This is a genomic window from Bradyrhizobium liaoningense (assembly GCF_018130785.1).
Lineage (GTDB): Bacteria > Pseudomonadota > Alphaproteobacteria > Rhizobiales > Xanthobacteraceae > Bradyrhizobium > Bradyrhizobium liaoningense_A.
Map to the genome: position 1 here is coordinate 97,076 of NZ_JAFCJT010000005.1, position 22,601 is coordinate 119,676.

Annotated in this window: 20 protein-coding genes; 10 read left to right on the plus strand and 10 right to left on the minus strand. The window is 63.8% G+C overall.

Annotated features, from left to right (window positions below; all coding sequences use genetic code 11):
- The first annotated feature begins 136 nt into the window (after positions 1-136).
- Positions 137-706, plus strand: a complete 570-nt coding sequence (locus JQ627_RS14755; RefSeq protein ID WP_212484903.1) for a L,D-transpeptidase — start codon at positions 137-139, stop codon at positions 704-706.
- A gap of 6 nt (positions 707-712) precedes the next feature.
- A complete protein-coding gene (locus tag JQ627_RS14760) occupies positions 713-1,498 on the plus strand; it encodes a 2-keto-4-pentenoate hydratase (RefSeq protein WP_212484904.1) in 786 nt (261 codons plus the stop codon).
- 87 nt (positions 1,499-1,585) lie between these two features.
- Here JQ627_RS14760 and JQ627_RS14765 read toward each other — a convergent pair whose 3' ends face one another.
- Positions 1,586-2,275: a YggS family pyridoxal phosphate-dependent enzyme gene (locus tag JQ627_RS14765; RefSeq protein WP_212484905.1), complete on the minus strand. Its 690-nt coding sequence runs from the start codon at positions 2,273-2,275 to the stop codon at positions 1,586-1,588.
- Between the two features lie 108 nt (positions 2,276-2,383).
- Between JQ627_RS14765 and JQ627_RS14770 the strand changes: the two genes are divergently transcribed.
- Positions 2,384-4,087, plus strand: a complete 1,704-nt coding sequence (locus JQ627_RS14770; protein ID WP_212484906.1) for a diguanylate cyclase domain-containing protein — start codon at positions 2,384-2,386, stop codon at positions 4,085-4,087.
- Here JQ627_RS14770 and JQ627_RS14775 read toward each other — a convergent pair.
- Positions 4,084-5,085, minus strand: coding sequence for a GGDEF domain-containing protein (locus JQ627_RS14775; protein ID WP_249143096.1), 1,002 nt, complete (start codon positions 5,083-5,085; stop codon positions 4,084-4,086). The genes JQ627_RS14770 and JQ627_RS14775 overlap by 4 nt on opposite strands.
- A gap of 163 nt (positions 5,086-5,248) precedes the next feature.
- Between JQ627_RS14775 and leuS the strand changes: the two genes are divergently transcribed.
- The 3 genes from leuS to holA all read left to right on the plus strand — a co-directional run bounded on the left by leuS (position 5,249) and on the right by holA (position 9,501).
- Entirely contained in the window at positions 5,249-7,873 is a 2,625-nt protein-coding gene (leuS, locus tag JQ627_RS14780; protein ID WP_212484907.1) for a leucine--tRNA ligase, read from the plus strand.
- Positions 7,860-8,411 (plus strand): LPS assembly lipoprotein LptE, encoded by a 552-nt coding sequence (gene lptE / locus JQ627_RS14785; RefSeq protein ID WP_212484908.1) that lies wholly within the window; start codon positions 7,860-7,862, stop codon positions 8,409-8,411. The genes leuS and lptE overlap by 14 nt, the downstream gene beginning before the upstream one ends.
- 61 nt (positions 8,412-8,472) lie before the next feature.
- Positions 8,473-9,501, plus strand: a complete 1,029-nt coding sequence (gene holA / locus JQ627_RS14790) for a DNA polymerase III subunit delta (RefSeq protein ID WP_212484909.1) — start codon at positions 8,473-8,475, stop codon at positions 9,499-9,501.
- A gap of 285 nt (positions 9,502-9,786) precedes the next feature.
- Here the strand turns inward: holA and JQ627_RS14795 are convergent, their stop codons facing one another.
- The 7 genes from JQ627_RS14795 to hemJ form a co-directional block, all read right to left on the minus strand.
- Complete coding sequence (locus JQ627_RS14795; protein WP_212484910.1) at positions 9,787-10,674, minus strand: ParB/RepB/Spo0J family partition protein; 888 nt, start codon at positions 10,672-10,674, stop codon at positions 9,787-9,789.
- A gap of 137 nt (positions 10,675-10,811) precedes the next feature.
- Positions 10,812-11,696, minus strand: coding sequence for a ParA family protein (locus JQ627_RS14800; protein WP_212484911.1), 885 nt, complete (start codon positions 11,694-11,696; stop codon positions 10,812-10,814).
- Between the two features lie 30 nt (positions 11,697-11,726).
- Positions 11,727-12,497, minus strand: a complete 771-nt coding sequence (gene rsmG / locus JQ627_RS14805) for a 16S rRNA (guanine(527)-N(7))-methyltransferase RsmG (protein ID WP_312015762.1) — start codon at positions 12,495-12,497, stop codon at positions 11,727-11,729.
- Positions 12,498-12,506: 9 nt separating this feature from the next.
- Positions 12,507-14,387, minus strand: a complete 1,881-nt coding sequence (gene mnmG, locus JQ627_RS14810; protein WP_212484912.1) for a tRNA uridine-5-carboxymethylaminomethyl(34) synthesis enzyme MnmG — start codon at positions 14,385-14,387, stop codon at positions 12,507-12,509.
- Between the two features lie 554 nt (positions 14,388-14,941).
- Positions 14,942-16,300 carry a tRNA uridine-5-carboxymethylaminomethyl(34) synthesis GTPase MnmE gene (gene mnmE / locus JQ627_RS14815; protein WP_212484913.1) on the minus strand — a complete coding sequence of 453 codons (1,359 nt, stop codon included), beginning with the start codon at positions 16,298-16,300 and terminating at the stop codon, positions 14,942-14,944.
- Positions 16,301-16,613: 313 nt separating this feature from the next.
- Positions 16,614-17,879: a transcription termination factor Rho gene (rho, locus tag JQ627_RS14820; RefSeq protein ID WP_014490793.1), complete on the minus strand. Its 1,266-nt coding sequence runs from the start codon at positions 17,877-17,879 to the stop codon at positions 16,614-16,616.
- Positions 17,880-18,126: 247 nt separating this feature from the next.
- On the minus strand, positions 18,127-18,561 hold the full coding sequence (gene hemJ / locus JQ627_RS14825) for a protoporphyrinogen oxidase HemJ (protein WP_212485108.1): 435 nt from the start codon (positions 18,559-18,561) through the stop codon (positions 18,127-18,129).
- A 459-nt stretch (positions 18,562-19,020) separates the two neighbouring features.
- Between hemJ and JQ627_RS14830 the strand changes: the two genes are divergently transcribed.
- From JQ627_RS14830 to dnaQ, 4 genes are read left to right on the plus strand one after another with little or no spacing between them, the layout of a single operon-like run.
- Complete coding sequence (locus JQ627_RS14830; protein WP_212484914.1) at positions 19,021-19,860, plus strand: pyruvate, water dikinase regulatory protein; 840 nt, start codon at positions 19,021-19,023, stop codon at positions 19,858-19,860.
- Positions 19,861-19,868: 8 nt separating this feature from the next.
- Positions 19,869-20,477 (plus strand): Maf family protein, encoded by a 609-nt coding sequence (locus tag JQ627_RS14835; protein WP_212484915.1) that lies wholly within the window; start codon positions 19,869-19,871, stop codon positions 20,475-20,477.
- Between the two features lie 23 nt (positions 20,478-20,500).
- Positions 20,501-21,100, plus strand: a complete 600-nt coding sequence (gene coaE / locus JQ627_RS14840; RefSeq protein ID WP_212484916.1) for a dephospho-CoA kinase — start codon at positions 20,501-20,503, stop codon at positions 21,098-21,100.
- Between the two features lie 28 nt (positions 21,101-21,128).
- Positions 21,129-21,845, plus strand: a complete 717-nt coding sequence (gene dnaQ, locus JQ627_RS14845; RefSeq protein ID WP_212484917.1) for a DNA polymerase III subunit epsilon — start codon at positions 21,129-21,131, stop codon at positions 21,843-21,845.
- Here dnaQ and secB read toward each other — a convergent pair.
- On the minus strand, positions 21,842-22,327 hold the full coding sequence (gene secB, locus JQ627_RS14850; RefSeq protein ID WP_212484918.1) for a protein-export chaperone SecB: 486 nt from the start codon (positions 22,325-22,327) through the stop codon (positions 21,842-21,844). The two genes, dnaQ and secB, sit on opposite strands and share 4 nt — an antisense overlap.
- Between the last annotated feature and the right edge of the window lie 274 nt (positions 22,328-22,601).

Sequence of the window (22,601 nt, forward strand, 5' to 3'; positions counted from 1 at the left end):
GGGGGGTCGCCGTTATTATTGTTGTTCGTGTTGAAGTAGTGGGCTGTTACCGATTCACAAGCCAGAACCACTCTAACTCAAAATCTCAGGCCGTTTTGATGAATGTCCTGTAATGAATTCGACATCGCACGTTCACATGAAAAACAAAGCTACTTCAGTCAGTTACCCAAGGAATCGAAGCTCCGGACCGCTCCAGGCGATCCGCGTTAAACCTGCTGCCGGGAATCCCCGCCGGGGCTGGCTGACGGCCGGCGCGCTGACGATCCCGGTGGCGCTGGGGCGGGGCGGAATCCTGGCAAACAAGCGCGAGGGCGATGGCGGCACCCCAAGGGGCGGCTTCCGTCCCAGGCAATTATGGTGGCGGGGCGACCGCCACAGCCGTCCGCAGACCTTTCTTCCGGCCCGGACCATCGGTGACACCGACGCCTGGTGCGAGGACCCCGGAGATCGCCACTACAATCAGGCGATCCGGCTCGGACCGGAGCAGGGCGGCGACCGTCTCAAGCGGACCGACCATCTCTATGACTTCATCATCGAAATCGACCACAACACCAGACCTCGCATCGCCGGCCGCGGCAGTGCGGTGTTTTTGCATCTGGCGCGCGACAATTTCGGGCCGACCGCGGGCTGCGTCTCGATGACCAAGGCGGCGATGCTGCAATTGCTGCGGCGACTGGGACCAAGAACAAGAATCATCATCGGGTGAGGACACATGCTCGACAAGGATCAGATTGCCGCCGCATCGCAGGTCCTGGTCAAACATTGGCGCGACGGCACCAAGTTTGACGCGCTGGAGCCGCGGTTGCGGCCGCAGAACCGCGCTGATGGCTATGCGATCCAGGCCGTCCTCGAAAACCAATCACTTGGACAACTGTTCGGTTGGAAGATCGCGGCAACGAGCGAGGCCGGACAGAAGCACATCAATGTCGCGGGACCGCTGGCCGGTCGCATCATGAGCGACACCGTGATCGCCGACGGCGGCACGGCGTCGATGAACGGCAACGAGATGCGCGTCGGCGAGCCGGAGTTCGCCTTCGTCATGGGCCGCGATCTGCCGCCGCGCGCGACGCCGTACAGCGTCGCCGACGTGCTCGCCGCCGTCGACACCTTGCATCCCGCGATCGAGATTCCCGACTCGCGCTTTGGCGACTTCATCAGCGCCGGGGAGGCGCAGCTCATCGCCGACAATGCCTGCGCGCATCTGTTCGTGCTGGGCGCAGCGACGACTGCGAACTGGCGCGCCATGGATCTCGTCGAGGAGCGGCCGCAGATCACGCTGCGCGGCCAGCGCTATCACGGCCACGGCAAGAACGTGCTCGGCGATCCCCGTGTTGCCCTGGCCTGGCTTGCCAACGAGCTGCGCGGGCTCGGCATAACTTTGCGGGCAGGGGAGGTGGTGACGACAGGCACGTGCCATCCGCCGCTGCCGATTCAGGCCGGCGACCATTTCGCCGCGGATTTTGGCGTGCTGGGGAAGGTGTCGGTCAGGTTTGTGTAGAGGCGGCCTCACACACCGCCGTCATTGCGAGCGCTCGCAATGACGAATTCGAAAGCCGTTACTGGGCGCGGCCGTCGATGACGGCTCTTACCGGTGTCCGAAGATCGCACTCCCCACGCGCACATGCGTGGCACCGAGCATGATGGCGTTCGTGAAATCCGCGCTCATGCCCATCGAGAGCTTCTTCAATCCATTGCGCTGCGCGATCTTGGCCGTCAGCGCGAAATGGGCCGCCGGCGGCTCGTCGACCGGCGGGATGCACATCAACCCGGAAATCGTCAGCCCATAGGTGTCGCGGCAGCTCGCGATGAAGGCATCGGCCTCGCCGGGAGCGATGCCGGCCTTCTGCGGCTCCTCGCCGATATTGATCTGGACGAACAGTTCCGGGTGCCTGTTCTGGGATTCGATTTCCTTGGCTAACGCCTGGCAAATGCTCGGGCGGTCAACCGAATGGATGGCATCGAACAGCGCCACCGCCTCCTTTGCCTTGTTGGATTGCAGCGGCCCGATCAGATGCAGCGCGATACCGGAATAAGCGGACGTTAACGCCGGCCATTTGCCCTTGGCCTCCTGCACCCGATTCTCGCCAAATACGCGCTGTCCGGCGTCGATGACCGGCGTGATTGCATCCGCGGCGAAAGTCTTGGACACCGCGATCAGCGTCACGGAGGCGCGATCGCGCCGCGCTTCCTTGCAGGCGCGCGCAATTTCGGCTTCGACCGCGGCGAGCGCGTTTGGTGAATGACCGGTTACCGGCGCGGCGTTTTCTTCTGTCATGACGTCGATTGATTGCGATCGTAACCGAGGTAAGTCCAATTTTACCGAGTTCAAGAAAGAGTTTTTGAACCCTTCGCTTTACCTTGGCCCATGGGGTGGGCAGCGAAGATGGCAAAAGTCAGTTTCAACCGCAAACGAGCGAAACTCAAGCAGGTTCTCGGAATCCGGGCACGGCTTGCGTTGCTCGCGGTGATTCTGGTGACGCCCTTGATGTTCGAGCGCATCCGTTCGCTCGAGGACACGCGCGCGCGGCAGATCGCGCAGGCCGCGACCGAATTCACCACCATTGCAAGACACAGCGCCGATGCGCAGCGCGAAGTGATCTCGTCGGTCGAGACCATCCTGAAATCTGAAGCCTTCATCCGCGCCTCCGCCGGCGGCATCAGCAAGAGCTGCGACGTGCTGCGCGCGAGCCTGCCGTCGAACCTTCCCTGGATCCGCACGCTGTTGATCGCCGGCCAGGACGGACGCATCCAGTGCGCCACCAACAACATGTATGTGGGCCTCGACCTCAGCGACCGGCCTTACTTCCAGCAGGCGCAGGAAACCGGCCGCTTCGTGCTGAGCGACTTCATCCTGTCGCGGCCCGTGCCGTCGCCGACCGTCATGGCGGTCTATCCGGTGTCGGCCTTCAGCGGTGTGGCGGATGCCGTCGTGCTCGCCACCGTGAACCTCGACTGGATGTCGAAGGTCATGAGCAATCTCGGCGGTCGTGCCGGCATCACCGCCGTGCTGGTCGACAGCGCCGGCACCGTGCTGGCCGCGCCCGCCGACCAGCACAGCGCGATCGGCCGTCCGCTCGACAACATGCCGCTGATGTCCGCGATCGCCGACAGGGCGCTGCGTTCGGACCAGGACGAGGGCTCACTCTCTTTCCTCGCCGCCGACGGCTCCCGCCGCGCGGTCAGCTATATCCGCATCGCCGGCACCAATGCCCGCCTGATTGCCAGCATCGACGAGGACAAGGTGTCCGCGGCGGTCAGCCGCGACATCCGCACCGCCTATCTCCAGCTCGCGTTCGTCGTCGTTTTCGTGCTGCTCGGCGCGCTGATTGCCGCGGAAAAACTCGTGATCAAGCCGATCGAGATGCTGGCGGACATGGCCAAGCGCCTCGGCGAGGGCGATCTCTCGGCGCGCGCCGCGCGCAACCGGCTGCCGGCCGAGTTCGTGCCGCTGGCCCGCGCGTTCAACGCGATGGCCGCGCAGCTCAGCCAGCGCGAGCGCGAGCTGATCGCGAGCAACGACCGCCTGACCGTGATGGCCTCGATCGACATGCTGTCGGGGCTGGCCAATCGCCGCGGCTTCCAGAGCCGGCTCGACTTCGAATGGATGCGCGCGCAGCAATATGGCAGCGAGCTCGCGCTGCTGATGATCGACGTGGATCACTTCAAGCTGTTCAACGACACCTACGGCCATCTCGAGGGCGATTCCTGCCTGACCCGGCTCGGCGAATCGTTGTCCGGCATCGCGGCCGACACGATGGGATTTGCGGCCCGCTATGGCGGCGAGGAGTTCTGCCTGCTGCTGCCGAACACCGATGTGAACCACGCCGTCGAGATCGGCGAGCAGGTGCGTGCGGCCGTGCTGAAGCTGTGCCTGCCGCACATCACCTCCGCCCACATGATCGTCACGGTCTCGATCGGCGTCGCGGCGGCAAAGCCCAACGAGAGTCTGCGTCCGGGTGATCTCATCGAAGCCGCCGACGCCGCGCTCTACGCCGCAAAACACCGCGGCCGCAACAACGTCGTCGAGCACGGCGTGCAGGCGATCGAGAACGGCCCGGCCGACATGATCCTGGCGGCGAGCGCCTAGCCCGCGGCTCCGGCGCGATCGAGCTCGATCTCCGTCACCACGCGATTGCGGCCGCCGCCCTTGGCGAGATAGAGCGCGCGGTCGCAGCGCTCGATCAGATCGGTGATCGCTTCGCCGGTCCGGTACTGCGCCACACCGATCGACACGCTGATGTTGGGCAGGGTCTCGCCGGTCGAGCGGCGCGTGATGGTGCATTCGGCGATCGCGCGCCTGATGCGCTCGGCGATCTCGGCGCAAGTGGCAAGATCGGCATCCGGCAGCACCGCGATCAGCTCCTCGCCGCCGTAGCGGGCCGACAAATCCTGCTCGCGAACTTTTTCGCGCAACACTTTCGCCATCAGGCGCAGCACCTGGTCGCCGACGCCATGGCCGAAATTGTCGTTGAAGGTCTTGAAGTGGTCGATGTCGAGCATCAGCACGCTGAGCGGCTCGCCCCAATCCGCAGTCGCCTGCGCCTTGCGCAGGAATTCATCGAGCGCCCGCCGGTTTGCGAGGCCCGTCAGCGTATCGGTCCGGGCGCGCTCTTCGGACTTGGAGAGCGAGTCGCGGATCACGTCGAGCTCGCGGGTCTTTTCCGCAAAGCCTGCCTCGAGCCGCGTCGCCCTCGTGGCGGCCCGCGCCAGCTCGTTCATGAGCTGGGCGACCAGCGCCTTCGGATCGACGCCGGCCTTGTCCTGATCAGCGACCTCGCTGATCGCCTGCATCTGGGAGTGATTGTCGGCGATCGCCGTCGCCAGAAACTCCTTCGCCGCCCCCATGAGGGCATGCAGCCGCTCGGACGTCTCGGAGGCGACGGCGACGGCCCGGGGCGCGACATAGGTCTCGAACAGGTCCTGATTGGTCCTGGCGTCGAAGGGACGGTTGTGGTCGATCAGGAGATCGATGGCGTTGCGCAGGTCATCATGGCTGCCTGCGAAATATTGGAACCAGACGGCAAAATTGGTCGGCGTCGGCGGAAGCCTGATTCCATCGCCTGGCGGGGTGCTGTTGGCGGCCAACCTCGCACCGACCCCTTAATCCGATCCCAATGGGCGCTCCGTACTTTAGCGGAGCAGCATTGCGGGGGGCTGCAGCCAGCGGCAACCCATTGACCCCCTAAGGACTTTTATGGCCTAGTCCGCCGTCTTTAGACGGCCGAATCCACGAAAACCCAACGATTCCATGACCTCCGAACGCTACAACGCCCGCGACGCCGAACCGCGCTGGCAGGCTGCCTGGGACCAGCAGGCGATCTTCGTCTCGAAGAACGACGATTCGCGGCCGAAATACTACGTCCTGGAGATGTTCCCCTACCCGTCCGGGCGCATCCATATCGGCCATGTCCGCAACTACACGCTCGGCGACGTGCTGGCCCGCTTCATGCGCGCCAAGGGCTTCAACGTGCTGCACCCGATGGGCTGGGACGCTTTCGGCCTGCCGGCCGAGAACGCCGCCATCGAGCGCAAGGTCGCGCCGAAGGCCTGGACCTACGACAACATCGCCGCGATGAAGAAGCAGCTCCGCTCGATCGGGCTGTCGCTGGACTGGTCCCGCGAATTCGCGACCTGCGATCCCAGCTACTACAAGCATCAGCAGAAGATGTTTCTGGACATGCTCGGCGCGGGCCTCGCCGAGCGTGAGAAGCGCAAGCTCAACTGGGATCCGGTCGACATGACCGTGCTCGCCAACGAGCAGGTGATCGACGGCCGCGGCTGGCGCTCGGGTGCCGTTGTCGAACAACGGGAAATGAGCCAGTGGGTCTTCAAGATCACGAAGTACTCGCAGGAGCTGCTGTCCGCGCTTGATGGGCTCGATCGCTGGCCCGACAAGGTGCGGCTGATGCAGCGCAACTGGATCGGCCGCTCCGAGGGCCTGCTGGTCCGCTTCGCGCTGGATCAGGCGACGACGCCCGCTGGCGAGAGCGAGCTGAAGATATTCACGACGCGCCCGGACACCTTGTTCGGCGCGAAATTCATGGCGATCTCGTCGGATCATCCGCTGGCGCAGGCAGCTGCCGCGAAGAACCCGAAGCTTGCCCAGTTCATCGCCGACATCAAGAAGATCGGTACTGCGCAGGAGATTATCGATACCGCCGAGAAGCAGGGTTTCGACACCGGCATCCGCGCGGTGCATCCGTTCGACCCGAGCTGGAAGCTGCCGGTCTATGTCGCCAACTTCGTGCTGATGGAATACGGCACCGGCGCGATCTTCGGCTGCCCCGCGCATGACCAGCGCGACCTCGACTTCGTCAACAAGTACAATCTCGGCAACATTCCGGTGGTGTGCCCCGAGGGCCAGGATCCCAAGACCTTCGTCATCACCGACACCGCCTATGACGGCGACGGCCGCATGATCAATTCGCGCTTCCTCGACGGCATGACGATCGATCAGGCCAAGGACGAAGTTGCAAAACGTCTTGAAAACGAGCTGCGCGGCAACGCGCCGGTCGGCGAGCGTCAGGTCAATTTCCGCCTGCGCGACTGGGGCATTTCGCGCCAGCGCTATTGGGGCTGCCCGATTCCGGTGATCCACTGCCCGAAGTGCGACGTCGTGCCGGTGCCGGATGCCGACCTGCCGGTGACGCTGCCGGAGGATGCGACCTTCGACAAGCCGGGCAACGCGCTCGACCATCATCCGACGTGGAAGCACGTCACCTGCCCGAAATGCGGCGGTAAGGCCCAGCGCGAAACCGACACCATGGACACCTTCGTGGATTCGTCCTGGTACTTTGCGCGCTTCACCGATCCCTGGAACGAGAACGCGCCGACGACGCCCGCGGTCGCCAACCGGATGCTGCCGGTCGACCAGTATATCGGCGGCGTCGAGCACGCGATCCTGCATCTGCTCTACAGCCGCTTCTTCACCCGCGCGATGAAGGCGACCGGGCACATTGCACTGGACGAGCCGTTCGCCGGCATGTTCACCCAGGGCATGGTGGTGCACGAAACCTACCAAAAGGCCGACGGCACCTATGTGCAGCCGGCCGAGGTGAAGATCGAAGTCGGCGGCAATGGCAGGCGCGCGACGCTGCTGACCTCAGGCGAAGACATCCAGATCGGCCCGATCGAGAAGATGTCGAAGTCGAAGAAGAACACGGTCGACCCCGACGACATCATCGAGACTTACGGCGCCGACGTCGCCCGCTGGTTCATGCTGTCGGACTCCCCGCCCGACCGCGACGTGATCTGGAGCGACGAGCGCGTCCAGGGCGCCTCGCGCTTCGTACAGCGGCTGTGGCGGCTGGTGAACGATGCGGTGGAACTCTGCAAGGCTGCGTCAGAGGCCCGGCCGGCCGGGTTTGGCGAGGATGCGACCGCCTTGCGCAAGGCCGCCCATGGCGCGCTGGACAAGGTCACCACCGGGATCGAGCGGCTGCACTTCAATGTCTGCCTTGCCCATATCCGCGAATTCGCCAATGCGTTTTCGGAGGTGCTCCAGCGCCCCGGCCAGCCCGCCCCTGACCTTGCCTGGGCGATCCGGGAGGCCAGCCAGATCCTGGTCCAGCTGTTCTCCCCGATGATGCCGCATCTGGCCGAGGAGTGCTGGCAGGTTCTGGGCCATGGCGGACTGGTTTCCGAGGCCGATTGGCCCCAAATCGAACGCGATTTGCTGGTTGAAGACAGCGTGACCCTGGTGGTCCAGGTCAACGGCAAGAAGCGGGGTGAGGTCACAGTTGCAACAGCGGCCCAGAATCCGGAAATCGAGGCTGCCGTTTTGGCCCTCGATGCGGTAAAGCTGGCCCTGGACGGCAAGCCCGTCCGCAAGGTGATCATCGTCCCCAAGAGGATCGTGAATGTTGTCGGCTAGGATCCGCATCGCAGCCCGCTTGCTGGCGGTTGCCGCATTGGCGGCGCTGACGGCCGGCTGCTTCCAGCCGATGTATGCCGAGCGTACCGACGGCACCCCCGGCCTGCGCGAAAAGCTGATGGGGGTCGATCTCCCGCCAATCGCCAAGCCGAATGCCTCCCGGGAAGCCCGCGTCGGCGTCGAGGTCCGCAATGCCCTGGCGTTCAAGCTCTACGGCACGGCCACGGGCATGTCGCCGACCCACCGCCTGGAGATTCGCTTCGCGAGCAGCAAATCGTCGCTGATCGTCGATCCCAATACCGGCCTGCCGAGCAGTGAAAACTACGGCATCGATGCCCAGTACAATCTGATCGAGGTCGTCAGCGGCAAGTCGGTCATGACCGGCACGACGTTCTCGCGCGTGTCCTATGACATGCCCGGCTCCTATCAGCGCTTTGCCCGCAACCGGGCCTTGCGCGATGCCGAGGATCGTGCCGCCAACGAGATCGCCGAGAACATCACGACCCGGCTCGCCTCGTTCTTCACCGCCGGCACATAGACCGCTCCAGCCATTTCGGGCGCTCGAGGAGCGCCCCGCGGAATGGACGAACCCAGGCACCATGGTCGCGCTGCGCGGAAAAGAGATCGACGCCTTCCTCGCCCGTCCCGACGCGGGCCGACCGATCATCCTGCTCTACGGTCCCGATGCCGGCCTCGTACGCGAGCGCGCCGATGCACTGATTGCCTCGGCCGTCGACGACCCCAACGATCCCTTCTCACTCGTCAAGCTCGACGGCGACGAACTCTCCGCCGAGCCGTCGCGGCTCGTCGATGAAGCCATGACGGTGCCGCTGTTCGGCGGCCGGCGCGCCATCCGTGTCCGCGCCGGCTCCCGCAGCTTTGCCAGCGGTATCGATACGCTGGCGGAGATGGGCGTGAAGGATTGCCGCATCGTGATCGAGGCCGGCGAGCTGCGCCCGGAATCGCCACTGCGCAAAGCCTGCGAGCGCGCCAAGGCGGCCGTCGCAATCGGCTGCTACCCCGACACCGAGCGCGACCTTGCCAAGCTGATGGACGACGAGCTCCGCATCGCCAGTTTGCGCATCGCGCAGGATGCCCGCGCGGCGCTGATGTCATTCCTCGGCGGCGACCGCCAGGCCTCGCGCAATGAGCTGCGCAAGCTGACACTCTATGCACATGGCAAAGGCGAGATCACGCTGGATGACGTGATGTCCGTGGTCGCCGATGCGTCCGAGCTGAAGCTCGATCCCATCGTCGACGGTGCCTTCGCCGGTCGGCCCGACATCGTCGAGACCGAGTTTGCAAAGGCCATGATCGCCGGCACCTATCCGGGCGTGATCATCTCCGCCGCGCAGCGCCAGGCCGCGTGGCTGCACAAATCCGCGCTCGCGATCGCCGATGGCCAGCCTGCCTCCGCCGTGCTCGAGGGCGGCTATCCGCGCCTGCATTTTTCGCGAAAGCCGGCGGTGGAAACTGCGCTGCGCAATTTCAGCGTAGCGCGGCTCGCCGCAATCATCGAGCAGCTCGCGACCGCCGCGCTCGACACCCGCAAGCAATCGACGCTCGCCGCGGCAATCGCCCAGCGCACGCTGATGGCCATCGCCGCGAATGCGAAGCGGCGCGGCTGAGCCGTCCCCTCGTCGTCATTGCGAGGAGCGCAAGCGACGAAGCAATCCAGAATCCCGCCGCGGAGGCAGTCTGGATTGCTTCGCTGCGCTCGCAATGACGATGGAGAGAGTTGTGCTCGCAACGATCGAGCGAAGCACCAAATCCGTCATCCTGAGGTGCGAGCCGCGCGGCGCAACGCGGCGCGAGCCTCGAAGGATGAACGGCCCCGATACAGCCGGGCCGTCGCCCTTCGAGGGCCGCTGAAGAAGCGGCCACCTCAGGGTGACGGGATAGAGTTGGTGTGCTTACAGCGCGCCCTTCGCGAGCCGCTTCATCACCTCGTCGAGCTGATCGAGGTTGCGGTAGTTGATCTGGACGGAGCCGCCGGGATCGCGGTGATTGACGGTGACCTTGAGCCCGAGCGCATCGCTGACGCGCTTTTCGAGGTCGATCGTGTCGGGGTCCTTGTCCTTGCCCCCGCTGGCGCGTGCCTTCTGCGGCTTGCGTTCCGGCACACCCTCTTCGTGCGCGAGCGCCTCGGCCTGGCGGACGTTGAGGCCTTCCTCGACGATGCGCCTGGCGGCCGCGAGCGGATCGGGCACGCCGATCAGCGCGCGGGCGTGGCCGGCGGTCAGATCGCCGCTCGTGATCAGCGCCTGCACCTCGGTCGGCAGCTTCGTCAACCGCATCATGTTGGCGATGTGGCTGCGGCTCTTGCCGACGACTTTTGCGATGTCGTCCTGGCTGCGTTTGAACTCGTTGGCGAGCGCGTGATAGCCCAGCGCCTCTTCCATCGGGTTGAGGTCTTCGCGCTGCACGTTCTCGACGATCGCGAACTCCAGCGCATCGCTGTCGCTGATGTCGACGGGGACGATCGGCACTTCATGCAGGCCGGCCATCTGCGAGGCGCGCCAGCGCCGTTCACCGGCGATGATCTCGAAGCGATCCTGCGCGCCCTTCACCGGACGCACGACGATCGGCTGGATCACGCCGTGCTGCTTGATCGAATCGGAGAGCTCCTTGAGCTCCGTTTCCGAAAAGGCACGGCGCGGGTTGCGCGGATTGGGCTTGATGAATTCGATCGGCACCTTGCGCTGCGCGCGCGGACGATCGACATGCTGAGCCTCGCCACCGACATCGCCGATCAGACTCGCAAGACCCCGGCCCAGTCGCGAACGCGCTTCGTCAGCCATCGCCAGCTCCCTTGGATTCACGGTGCAGCACTCCAGAACTGAATTATCGTAGGGTGGGCAAAGCGAAGCGTGCCCACCAGTTGTGTGCGGAAGATGGTGGGCACGGCGAACACGCCTTTACCCACCCTACGGCATCGTCAATGCGCGACGCGCAGCTCGCGCTCGCGCTGGATCACTTCGGTGGCGAGCCGCAGATAAGCTTCGCTGCCGACGCATTTGAGATCGTAGACCAGGACCGGCTTGCCGTAGGACGGCGCCTCCGAGATGCGCACGTTGCGCGGGATCATGGTCTTGTAGACCTTCTCACCCATGAACTGGCGAACGTCGGCGACGACCTGGTTCGAGAGGTTGTTGCGCGAGTCGAACATGGTCAGCACGATGCCGTGGATCGACAGGTTCGGATTGAGCGTCGAGCGCACCTGCTCCACCGTCTGGAGCAATTGCGACAGACCTTCGAGCGCGAAGAACTCGCACTGCAGCGGCACCAGGATCGCATCCGAGGCGGCCATCGCGTTCACCGTGAGCAGGTTGAGCGAGGGCGGGCAGTCGATCAGCACATAGGTGTAATCGGCGTCCGGCGAGACGTTGTTGTTGAGCGCGCCGATGGCGTCACGCAGCTTGAACGCGCGCCCGGGCGTGGTGCCGAGCTCGAGCTCGAGGCCGGAGAGGTCCATGGTCGACGGCGCGATGTGCAGCCGCGGTACCGCGGTCGACACGACGGCTTCACGCAGAGGGGCTTCACCGATCAGCACGTCATAGGTCGAGCAGGAGCGGTTGCGGCGGTCGATGCCGAGGCCGGTCGAGGCGTTGCCCTGCGGATCGAGATCCACGATCAGGACGCGCTCGCCGATCGCAGCGAGTGCCGTGCCAAGATTGATCGCGGTGGTTGTTTTTCCCACGCCGCCCTTCTGATTCGCCAGCGCCAGGATGCGCGGGTGGCCCTGTGGGACCTCAGCGGCCTGTTCTTGGGTGGTCTCTTCTTGGGCGGTCTGTTCTTGCTGCGGTTCGTCAGTCACGCTCATCGCAAATTCCCCACTCGACCCCTGAACGCCTCAGCCGCGCCGCTCGACGGACATCAGCTCGACGATCCAACCGTCGCCTGTACGGCTCTGGTGAAGCTGCGGCTGAATATTCCAATATTTAGCGGCTTCGGTCAATTCAGCCTCTACATCTTGACCCTTAAGAAACAGCGCCTTTGCGCCCTGGCGCATCAGCGGCTCCGCAAAGCCTATGAGTTGATGTAGCGGAGCCAGCGCACGCGCGGTGACGCAATCGACGGGGCCGGTGATTCTATCCACATTATCCCCGATCTCAGCGAGATGTACGACCCCCGGAGATGTGGTGACGCGGATCGCTTCGCGCAGAAAGGCGGCCTTCTTGGCGATTCGCTCGACGAGATGGACGCTGGCGCCCGGCGTCCCGGCCATGGCACAGGCGAGGACGATTCCGGGAAAGCCGCCGCCGCTGCCGAGGTCAGCCCAGCGTTTGGCCGACGGCGCGAGATCGACGAGCTGGAGCGAGTCGGCGATGTGCCGGGTCCAGAGCTGCGGCAAGGTGGAGGGCGCGACCAGATTGGTCTTCGCCTGCCACTCCCGGAGCAGCGCGATGTAGCGATCGAGGCGCGCTTCCGTTTCATGTGAAACGGGAGCGAGCCTGAGCGCCGCGAACTTGTCCGCGGCGATGATGGAGTCCAGCGACCGATCGTTGGCACTGGCTTTGTCGATCTTCGGTCTGGCCGGCGCCGGTTCGAATCGACGACCCGCGCCCTCACCCGCCGATGGTTTCCCTGATGACGATCTGCCGCCCGGCCCGCGCTGTTTCACGTGAAACGCCTATGCGATCGCCTTTGAGGTCTTCCGTGCCTCGCGCCGGAGATAGGCCGCGAGGATGCCGAGCGCTGCCGGCGTCATTCCGTCGATCCGGCCAGCCTGGCCGACGGTGAACGGCCGCGCCTTCTCCAGCTTGGCCCGCACCTCGTTGGAGAGACCGGGGACCTGCTGATAGTCGACGTCCGACAGCACCATCCCCTCATCGCGCCTGAAAGCTTCGACATCGGCGCTCTGGCGCTCCAGGTAGACGTCGTACTTGGCGTCGATCTCCAGATGGGTAGCAATAACGGGGTCGGTCGCCGACAGCTCCGGCCAGATGGTCCGGACCTGGCTCCAGCCGATGTCCGGATAGGCCATCAGCTCGAAGGCCGACCGGCGCTGACCATCGCGGTTCAGGGACAGCCCGTGCTTGATCGCCTCGTTCGGCGTGATCGTCAGGGATTTCGACAGCGTCCTGGCCGCATTCAGAGCGCCCATCTTGGCACGGTGATGCTGCGTCCGGGCACTTCCGACGCATCCAAGTGCGATCCCCTTCTCGGTAAGGCGCTGATCGGCATTGTCAGCCCGCAGCGTCAGCCGATACTCGGCCCGCGAGGTGAACATCCGATAGGGTTCGCTGATGCCGCGGGTGACGAGGTCGTCGATCATCACGCCGAGATAGCCGTCTGCGCGGTCGAAAACGGTCAGAGCGGCGCCGCTCGCGGCCAAAGCTGCATTCAGGCCAGCCACGATACCCTGCCCGGCAGCTTCCTCGTATCCCGTCGTACCGTTGATCTGCCCGGCCAGGAACAGGCCGCGGAGACGCTTGGTCTGAAGGGTCGGATCGAGTTCGCGGGGGTCGATATGGTCGTATTCGATGGCATAGCCCGGACGGACCATCTTGACCCGCTCAAGGCCGGGGATGGTCGCGAGGATCGCGAGTTGGACCTCCTCCGGCAGCGAGGTCGAGATGCCGTTGGGATAGACGGTGCTATCGTCGAGCCCTTCCGGCTCCAGGAAGATCTGATGGCCATCGCGGTCGCCAAAGCGGACGATCTTGTCCTCGATGGACGGGCAATAGCGCGGCCCGGAGCTCTTGATCTGGCCGGAGTACATCGGGGAGCGATGAACGTTGGCCCGGATCACCTCATGGGTCGCGGACGTGGTCCGGGTGATCCCGCACTGGATCTGCGGGGTCGTGATCCGGTCCGTCATCACTGAGAATGGCTCTGGCGGCTCGTCTCCGGGCTGCATTTCAACCGCGGACCAGTCGATCGTGGTGCCGTCCAGACGAGGCGGCGTCCCGGTCTTGAGCCGTCCAAGAGTGAAGCCGGCCCGCTCAAAGGAGCTCGAAAGACCCATGGCCGGTGCCTCACCGACGCGGCCAGCGGGCCAGTTCTTCTCGCCGAGATGGATCAGACCGCGGAGGAAGGTGCCGGTGGTGACGACGACCGCCCCTGCCCGAAGCTCCCGACCGTCCGCCAGACGCAGTCCAGTCACCCGGCCATCGACCACGATCAGCTCGTCCGCCTCGCCTTCGACAACGGAAAGACCCTCGGTCTCCGCGATCGCGGCCTGCATGGCGGCAGCATAGAGCTTCCGGTCGGCCTGGGCCCGCGGACCACGGACAGCCGGACCCTTGCGGCGATTGAGGACGCGAAACTGGATGCCGCCGGCATCGCCGACCCGGCCCATCAAACCATCGAGGGCATCGACTTCGCGGACCAGGTGGCCCTTGCCGAGACCGCCAATGGCGGGATTGCAGGACATCGCGCCGACGGTGGAGAAGCGGTGCGTCACCAGAGCGGTCGTCGCGCCCATCCGAGCGGAAGCAGCCGCGGCTTCACAGCCGGCGTGGCCGCCGCCAATGACGATGACGTCGAAACTCTCTCGCTCTGTTCGCATGCGCGGACTTCTATCGCAGAGGCCGAAAAGCCGGAAGTAGAAACTGGGTGAGGCGGCTGTTTCACGTGAAACGGTGCGGCCAGGAGGCGGTTCGCATTTTCGCGAAAACAACCCCATGCACAGTAGAAGGGGCATTGAGCGAGCTGCTGTTTCACGTGAAACAAGATGCGCCTAACCGGGAGAGAACTCCTGGCGAGATCTCGCACGGCTCTGGGCACAAGCGATCGGGCTACACCATCGTCGCGAGCGGAGCGAAGCAATCCAGAATCCCTCCGTGGAAGCAGTCTGGATTGCTTCGTCGCAAGGGCTCCTCGCAATGACGAGCTTGGGGGACGGCCGCCGGCCACGAGCCTTACAACCCGTCAGACGATCAGACCCTGTGCACGAGCCGCTCGGACCGGGGGCTGGCGAATCGTCCTCCTGTTTCACGCGAAACAGCGCCCGAGCCCGCAAGCATCTGTTCCACGTGAAACAGGACCGGAACCCATCCCGTTGCTGTTTCTCGTGAAACACAAGGAATGAACAAGGCCTAGTTCTACAATGAAGAACTAGCGCTACTTTCCGATGCAAAATTTCTGGAAGATGGCCCCAAGGACATCCTCGACGTCGACCCGGCCCAACAGCCGGCCCAAGGCATAGGCCGCAGCACGCAGCTCTTCGGCCGCGAGTTCCTCGCCGTCTTCTACAAGCTCCAGGCTCCGGCGCAAGCTGTCCGATGCCCGGCGCAACAGATCTCGCTGGCGGGCGCGGGTCACCAACGCGCCCTCGGTCGTCCCGAAAAACTCGGCTGCGAATTTCACGAGGGCATCGATCAGGTCGGGAACGCCGTCTCCCCGGCTCGCCGAGATCCCGAACTCGCCGTGCAGCCCGACTCCCCCCGCCCCGCCAAGATCGATCTTGTTGCGGACGATCCAGACCGAGCCGCGTGATCGATCACTGCTGGGGCCAGACTTCCCGAGCGAGCGCATCGCGCCCGGATCGACGGCGTGTCCGCCCTCCACCAGCCACAGCACGAGGTCGGCGTCTTCGGCGCGCGCCCGCGCCCGGCGCACACCTTCCTGCTCCACGGGATCGTCGGTCTCGCGGATACCGGCGGTGTCGATGACCGTGACGGGATAACCATCGAGATCGAGCTGCACCTCGATCACGTCGCGCGTGGTGCCGGCATGCGGCGAGACGATCGCGACCTCGCGGCGCGTGAGCTGGTTGATCAGAGTCGACTTGCCGACATTCGGCTCGCCCGCAATCGCAACCACCAGGCCATCGCGCAGGCGTTCAGAATGTCCCTGTGCCGCAAGGACTTCTGTGATTTCGGCATGCAGCGCTTTGATCGCTTTCACCGCCGGCACCCTCAGCTCGGCCGGCACGTCGCCCTCGTCGGAGAAATCGATGCCGGCCTCGATCAGCGCCGAGGCCTCGATGATGCGCTCACGCCAATCGCGCGCGCGATTGCCGAGCAAGCCCTGCAACTGACGCAGCGCCTGGCGGCGCTGCCGGTCCGTGTCGGCATGGATGAGATCGTCGAGGCCCTCGGCCTCGGTGAGATCGAGCTTGCCGTTCTCGAAAGCGCGCCGCGTGAATTCGCCGGGCTCGGCCGCCCGCATATTCGGAATTACAGAAATAGCTGCCAGGAGCGCCGCCAGCACCGCGCGGCCGCCATGGACGTGGAATTCAGCGACGTCCTCTCCGGTCGCGCTTTTCGGCCCTGGAAACCAGAGCACGACCGCATCGTCGATCGGCTGGCCCCCGCCATCCCTGAGCAGTCGGTGGCTGGCCTGTCTCGGCGCCGGCCGCTCGCCCGCAAGGGTCGTCAGCGCCAGGCCTGCCTGCGGGCCCGACACGCGCACCACAGCGATCGCGCTCGGCGCACGGCCGGACGACAGCGCAAAGATGGTCTGGTCTCGCGGATGCATGGCCTATTTGTCCGGCTGGCGGGGAAAAGGCAAACGGCCCGTTCTCGCGATGCCGCCACCCCCTTTTGCTGCGCTCTGGCCCGCAGCAACGGCTATATTGCGATGCAATATACGGTGCAGCATTTTGCTGCAGAAGCAGCCGCGCTCTGACATCGACAAATCGCCAAAGTCAAGCATTGCGTAAATATATCAACAGCTTCCGGCAAACCCGGATTTCCCTTCGTCCCATCGCCATGCTGCACCTCTCCGCAGCAAGGCCGCACAAAAGAAAAGGGCGCCCGAAGGCGCCCTCTGATCTCATGCTGCATCGCACTCAGGTGTTCATCGAGTCGAAGAACTCCGAATTGCTCTTGGTCGAGCGCAGCTTGTCGAGCAGGAAGTCGATTGCGTCCATCGTCCCCATCGGGTTGAGGATCCGGCGGAGCACGTACATCTTCTTGAGCACCTGCGTATCTGTGATGAGCTCCTCCTTGCGGGTGCCGGAGCGCGAGATGTCGATCGCAGGGAAAGTGCGCTTGTCCGAGACCTTGCGGTCCAGGATCAGTTCCGAGTTACCGGTTCCCTTGAACTCTTCGAAGATGACTTCGTCCATGCGGCTGCCGGTATCGACCAGCGCGGTCGCGATGATGGTCAGCGAGCCGCCCTCCTCGATGTTGCGGGCGGCACCGAAGAAGCGCTTCGGGCGCTGCAGCGCGTTGGCGTCGACACCGCCGGTCAGCACCTTGCCGGATGACGGCACCACGGTGTTGTAGGCGCGGCCGAGGCGGGTGATCGAATCGAGCAGGATCACGACGTCGCGGCCATGCTCGACCAGGCGCTTGGCCTTCTCGATCACCATCTCGGCGACCTGGACGTGACGCACCGCCGGCTCGTCGAAGGTCGACGACACGACCTCGCCCTTCACAGAGCGCTGCATGTCCGTGACTTCTTCCGGACGTTCGTCGATCAGAAGCACGATCAGATAGCATTCGGGATGATTGTGCGTAATCGAGTGCGCGATGTTCTGCATCAGCACAGTTTTACCGGTACGCGGCGGCGCGACGATCAGCGCGCGCTGGCCCTTGCCGATCGGCGCGACGATGTCGATCACCCTTGCAGAAAGGTCTTTCCGCGTCGGATCGTCGATTTCCATGCGGAAACGCTGATTCGGAAACAGCGGCGTGAGGTTGTCGAAATTGACCTTGTGCTTGGCCTTTTCCGGGTCCTCGAAATTGAGTGTGTTGACCTTCAGCAGCGCGAAATAGCGCTCGCCCTCTTTCGGGCTGCGAATGTGGCCTTCGATGGTGTCGCCGGTGCGCAGACCGAAACGGCGGATCTGCGAGGGCGAGACGTAGATGTCGTCCGGGCCCGGCAGATAATTCGCATCGGGCGAGCGGAGGAAGCCGAAGCCGTCGGAGAGCACCTCGACGACGCCTTCGCCGACGATGTCGGTTTCGGCCAGCGCAAGCTGCTTGAGGATGGCAAACAACAGCTCCTGCTTGCGCATGGTGCTGGCATTCTCGACCCCATTCTCTTCGGCGAACGAGACGAGCTCGGCCGGCGTCTTCGACTTGAGGTCCTGGAGTTTAATTTCCCGCATTGGGGTGGTCCTGTGGGGTAACCTTGGGAGGGGGTGCGAGGAGGCTCTGAAATGCGGACGTGAGAAGGTAAGGTCCGCAGGTCTGGCAAGGAGAGTGCCGGTGAGGCTTCAAACCTGATGCGGTGTCCGGCCTCTGGAAAGCTCAGACACAACCACATCCGCCTGCGTTGGGTGGGATATCGCTAATATAGAAAATCGCTCCCCACTCCGCAAGCCGAAGCGCTGAGCGATTCATCGCAAGCCTTGCCTAGAACGGTTTCACGATCACCATGATGACGATGAAAATCATCAGAACAGTCGGCACCTCATTGATAATCCGATAGAATTTCTGGCTGCGCGGACGCCGGTCGGCGGCAAAATCCTTGCACCAGCGTGAAAAAAAGCCGTGGACCGCGGACATTACCAGGACCAGTGCCAGTTTTACGTGCAGCCACCCGAAAGAGAACCAGTGGCCGGACCAGGCGAGATAGAGCCCGGCCAGCCATGTGACGATCATGGCGGGGTTGATGATCGCCTTGAGCAGCCGGCGCTCCATCACCTTGAACGTTTCCGACTGCTTGGAGCCGATCTCGGCCTCGGAGTGATAAACGAACAGCCGCGGTAGATAGAGCATGCCCGCCATCCAGGAGATGACGGCGATCACATGCAGCGCCTTGATCCAGAGATAGACGTCTTCGAACATTTTCTGCGCCCGGATTTCCGCCCAGCGCAGGGAACGCTGGGGATAGTAAGAACTCGTTAAGGTCTTACCCTGCACACATATCCGTCGGGAGCGCCTTCCTCAAATCTAGAATCTTAGATTCTTAAGGTTTGAGTCTATGTGACCGTGGATTGGACTCACGCAATTCCGTCCGCGAGTTCACGCGTGCTTGTTCACATCCATCAACATATCCCGGACGGCTCCGGTGGCTTCCGATAAGTCGGCCAGCTTCAAAGGCTTGCGTGTTTCTGTCGGCAGTTTATCAAGCGGGTTGTCCGCGCAATCCCGTTTCCCCCTCAGCGGGCCGCCCGACTTGTTCCGATGGGCAGTGGTGTGAAGAAAATTGGCGGTTGTCCCGCCCCTGGTGTCGCACAACCCTTTCCGAGCGGTTAAGGTCCACAGAAATCCACAAACCACACCGCCTCCATACAAAGGGCTTTTGTGCCGACCTCGAACAATTATTTCCATCTGCACCTCGTCTCCGACTCCACTGGTGAGACGCTGATCACGGTCGCACGCGCCGTTGCCGCGCAGTACGCCAACGTAACCCCGGTCGAGCATGTCTATCCGCTGGTGCGGAGCCAGAAGCAGCTCGATCGCGTGCTCGACGAGATCGAGGAGGCGCCGGGGATCGTGCTGTTCACGCTGCTGGAGAAGGATCTGGTCTCCCGGCTCGAGGACAAGTGCAAGGAGATCAATGTTCCGAGCCTGTCGATCATCGGGCCGGTGATGCAGTTGTTCGAAGCCTATCTCGGTGCTGCGACCACGGGCCGCGTCGGCGCCCAGCACGTCCTCAATGCAGAATATTTCAAGCGCATCGATGCGCTGAACTACACGATGATCCATGACGACGGCCAGCATGTCGAAGGTCTCGACGATGCCGACGTGGTGCTCGTCGGTGTCTCACGCACCTCCAAGACACCAACGTCGATCTATCTGGCCAATCGCGGCATCCGTACCGCCAACGTGCCGCTGGTTCCGGGCATTCCGGTGCCCGAACAACTGGAGAAATTGACACGGCCACTGGTGGTGAGCCTGCATGCGACGCCGGAACGCCTGATTCAGATCCGTCAGAATCGCCTGCTCTCCCTGGGGGCCGACTCCGGCAGCGACACCTATACCGACAGACAGTCAGTCACCGAGGAAGTCGCGTTCGCGCGCAAGCTCAGCGCCAAGCACGATTGGCCGCTGCTCGACGTCACGCGGCGATCTATCGAGGAAACCGCCGCGGCGATCATGAAGCTCTACAGTGATCGCCAGCGCAACCGGCCCACGGAATAGTTTCGGCGATGTCTCTCTGGCGCGGCGAAACTCCGTTGATACTGGCCTCGCAGAGCAGCGCGCGAAAGATGCTGCTGGCCAGTGCCGGGCTGGAGTTCAAGGCGATTACGGCCGATATCGACGAGCGTGGCATTCAGGCCGCCTCAGAACTTTCAGGCTCGCATGAAATCGCCCTGTTGCTGGCGCGCGAGAAGGCCAAGGCGGTCTCGGCCAGTCATCCGGGGAGCTATGTGATCGGTGCCGACCAGACCCTGGCTCTGGGCGAGCGTCTTTTCAACAAGCCCGCAGGCCGCGCACAGGCGATGGCGCAATTGCTCGACCTCGCCGGCAAAAGCCACGAGCTGAATTCCGCGGTGGCCGTGGCGCGAGATGGCAAGATTGTTTTCGAGGATGTTTCGGTGGCCCGCATGACCATGCGGCCGATGACCGAAACGGAGCTTTCAGCCTATCTCGACGCCGCCGGCGATGCGGTGACGACCAGCGTCGGCGCCTATCAGCTCGAAGGTCTCGGCAGCCATCTGTTCGAGCGCATCGAGGGTGACCATTTCACCATTCTCGGCCTGCCGCTGCTGCCGCTGCTTGCGTTCCTGCGGCGCGAACGGCTAGTTGCGGTGTGAATGACAGAGATGGCTGCGCGCTGATGCGGATCCTTGGACTGACCGGCTCGATCGGGATGGGAAAATCCACCACCGCGAAATTGTTCGCGGAGGCCGGCGTTCCCGTCTACGACGCCGATGCCGCCGTTCACCAGCTCTACGAGGGCGAGGCCGCGCCTGCGATCGAGGCCGCCTTCCCTGGCACCACCGCAAACGGCAAAGTCGACCGGCCGAAACTGTCCGCGCGCGTCGTGCATGATCCGGCCGCGATCAAGCAGCTCGAGCAGATCGTCCATCCGATGCTCGGCGCCTCCCGGCAAAAATTCTTCGCCGATGCGGAAGCAGCCGCGGCGCCCGTCGTGGTCCTGGATATCCCGCTGCTGTTCGAAACCGGCGGCGAGAAGCGGGTCGATGCCGTCGTCGTGGTGTCGACCTCGCCGGAACTCCAGCGCAAGCGTGTGCTGGAGCGCGGCACGATGGACGAGGCCAAGCTCGACGCGATCATCGCCAAGCAGACGCCGGATGCCGAGAAGCGCAAGCGGGCCGATTTCGTAGTGGATACGTCACACGGACTTGAACCCGTGCGCGCCCAAATCACGCACATCCTGGCCGAGGTCGTTAAGATGCCGCAGCGGCGGGCCTGATTCGCCGCCTCACACGGCGTCTTAAATCATGCGCGAAATCGTTCTCGACACCGAAACCACCGGCCTCGATCCGCTCCGCGGCGATCGTCTGGTCGAAATCGGCTGCGTCGAGATTTTCAACCGCATGCCGACGGGACAGACGTATCACGTCTATATCAATCCTGAACGGGACATGCCGGCGGAAGCCTTTGCGGTGCACGGGCTGTCGGCCGAATTCCTGTCGGCGAAGCCGCTGTTCCACGAAGTCGTCGATGCATTTCTGGAGTTCATCGGCGATGCGCCGCTGGTGATCCACAACGCTTCGTTCGACATCGGCTTCATCAATGCCGAGCTCGACAAGGTCAAACGCGCGGCGATCCCGCGTGAGCGGTTGGTCGATACGCTGCTGCTGGCGCGGCGCAAGCATCCCGGCGTGTCGAACCGGCTCGACGATCTCTGCTCGCGTTATTCGATCGACAATTCACACCGCACCAAGCACGGTGCGCTGCTCGACGCCGAGCTGCTCGCGGAAGTCTATGTCGATCTGGTCGGGGCACGGCAGTCGCAGCTGCTGCTGGCGTCGGAGGCCGAGGACATCCGCGTCAATGCGGCTGGCGACGCGCCGCGGCGGCAGCGGTCGGTGCCGCTTGCGCCGCGGATTTCCGAGGCCGAGCGCGAGGCCCATCGGGCTTTCATCGCAACGCTCGGCGACAAGGCGATCTGGAACGAGTTCCTGCCCGCTCCAGTCGCTTCTCCGGCCGGTTAGGCCTGACCGCTCGTCTGCTGAGCGGCCATTTGCCGCTCCATGTTCTGACGATAGAGACCGACGAAGTCGACCGGATCCAGCATCAGGGGCGGGAACCCGCCGTCGCGCACGGCGGTTGCGATGATCTCGCGGGCGAACGGGAACAGCAGACGCGGGCATTCGATCATGACCAGCGGATGCAAATTCTCCTTCGGCACGTTGGTGATGCGGAACACGCCGGCATAGGCGAGCTCGAACGAGAACATGATCTTACCGGCGGTCTCGGCCTTGCCCTCGACCGACAGCGTCACCTCGAACTCGGTTTCGCTGAGATTGCTGGCGCCGACATTGATCTGGATGTTGATCTGGGGCGGCTGGCCCTGCTGCTGGAGCGAGGTCGGTGCGTTCGGATTCTCGAACGAAAGGTCCTTGATATACTGCGCCAGAACGTTGAGCTGGGCAGCCTGGGCCGCCTCGGGAGGGGTGCCGTTGCCGTTGGTCATGAGAGTCTCTCCTTACCCGATTGGGGCTGAATTTCGCGGCGGTTGGCTAACATAGGGCCGCCTCATTCCACAAGGACGAACGGTCCCGGATCGGGTTATCCCGGCCGCCCCCGAAACTGTGACGTTGACCCGGCCGATTCGGCGAAATCTGGCGTTAAACGATTGAAGATGCGCGATTTCCGGGCAGGATCGGGTTTCCCCTTAAGCATAAAACGCGCTACACTCGGCGCTGTGCCAAAAGGCGCCATTGGCCGGGCAAGATTTCGTGCCTACA

Excerpts from the sequence above, each read along its gene's own strand:
- JQ627_RS14755 (WP_212484903.1), top strand. The coding sequence starts at position 137 with ATGAAAAACAAAGCTACTTCAGTCAGTTACCCAAGGAATCGAAGCTCC.
- JQ627_RS14760 (WP_212484904.1), top strand. The coding sequence starts at position 713 with ATGCTCGACAAGGATCAGATTGCCGCCGCATCGCAGGTCCTGGTCAAA.
- JQ627_RS14765 (WP_212484905.1), bottom strand. The coding sequence starts at position 2,275 with ATGACAGAAGAAAACGCCGCGCCGGTAACCGGTCATTCACCAAACGCG.
- JQ627_RS14770 (WP_212484906.1), top strand. The coding sequence starts at position 2,384 with ATGGCAAAAGTCAGTTTCAACCGCAAACGAGCGAAACTCAAGCAGGTT.
- leuS (WP_212484907.1), top strand. The coding sequence starts at position 5,249 with ATGACCTCCGAACGCTACAACGCCCGCGACGCCGAACCGCGCTGGCAG.
- lptE (WP_212484908.1), top strand. The coding sequence starts at position 7,860 with ATGTTGTCGGCTAGGATCCGCATCGCAGCCCGCTTGCTGGCGGTTGCC.
- holA (WP_212484909.1), top strand. The coding sequence starts at position 8,473 with ATGGTCGCGCTGCGCGGAAAAGAGATCGACGCCTTCCTCGCCCGTCCC.
- JQ627_RS14795 (WP_212484910.1), bottom strand. The coding sequence starts at position 10,674 with ATGGCTGACGAAGCGCGTTCGCGACTGGGCCGGGGTCTTGCGAGTCTG.
- JQ627_RS14800 (WP_212484911.1), bottom strand. The coding sequence starts at position 11,696 with ATGAGCGTGACTGACGAACCGCAGCAAGAACAGACCGCCCAAGAAGAG.
- mnmG (WP_212484912.1), bottom strand. The coding sequence starts at position 14,387 with ATGCGAACAGAGCGAGAGAGTTTCGACGTCATCGTCATTGGCGGCGGC.
- mnmE (WP_212484913.1), bottom strand. The coding sequence starts at position 16,300 with ATGCATCCGCGAGACCAGACCATCTTTGCGCTGTCGTCCGGCCGTGCG.
- rho (WP_014490793.1), bottom strand. The coding sequence starts at position 17,879 with ATGCGGGAAATTAAACTCCAGGACCTCAAGTCGAAGACGCCGGCCGAG.
- hemJ (WP_212485108.1), bottom strand. The coding sequence starts at position 18,561 with ATGTTCGAAGACGTCTATCTCTGGATCAAGGCGCTGCATGTGATCGCC.
- JQ627_RS14835 (WP_212484915.1), top strand. The coding sequence starts at position 19,869 with ATGTCTCTCTGGCGCGGCGAAACTCCGTTGATACTGGCCTCGCAGAGC.
- coaE (WP_212484916.1), top strand. The coding sequence starts at position 20,501 with ATGCGGATCCTTGGACTGACCGGCTCGATCGGGATGGGAAAATCCACC.
- dnaQ (WP_212484917.1), top strand. The coding sequence starts at position 21,129 with ATGCGCGAAATCGTTCTCGACACCGAAACCACCGGCCTCGATCCGCTC.
- secB (WP_212484918.1), bottom strand. The coding sequence starts at position 22,327 with ATGACCAACGGCAACGGCACCCCTCCCGAGGCGGCCCAGGCTGCCCAG.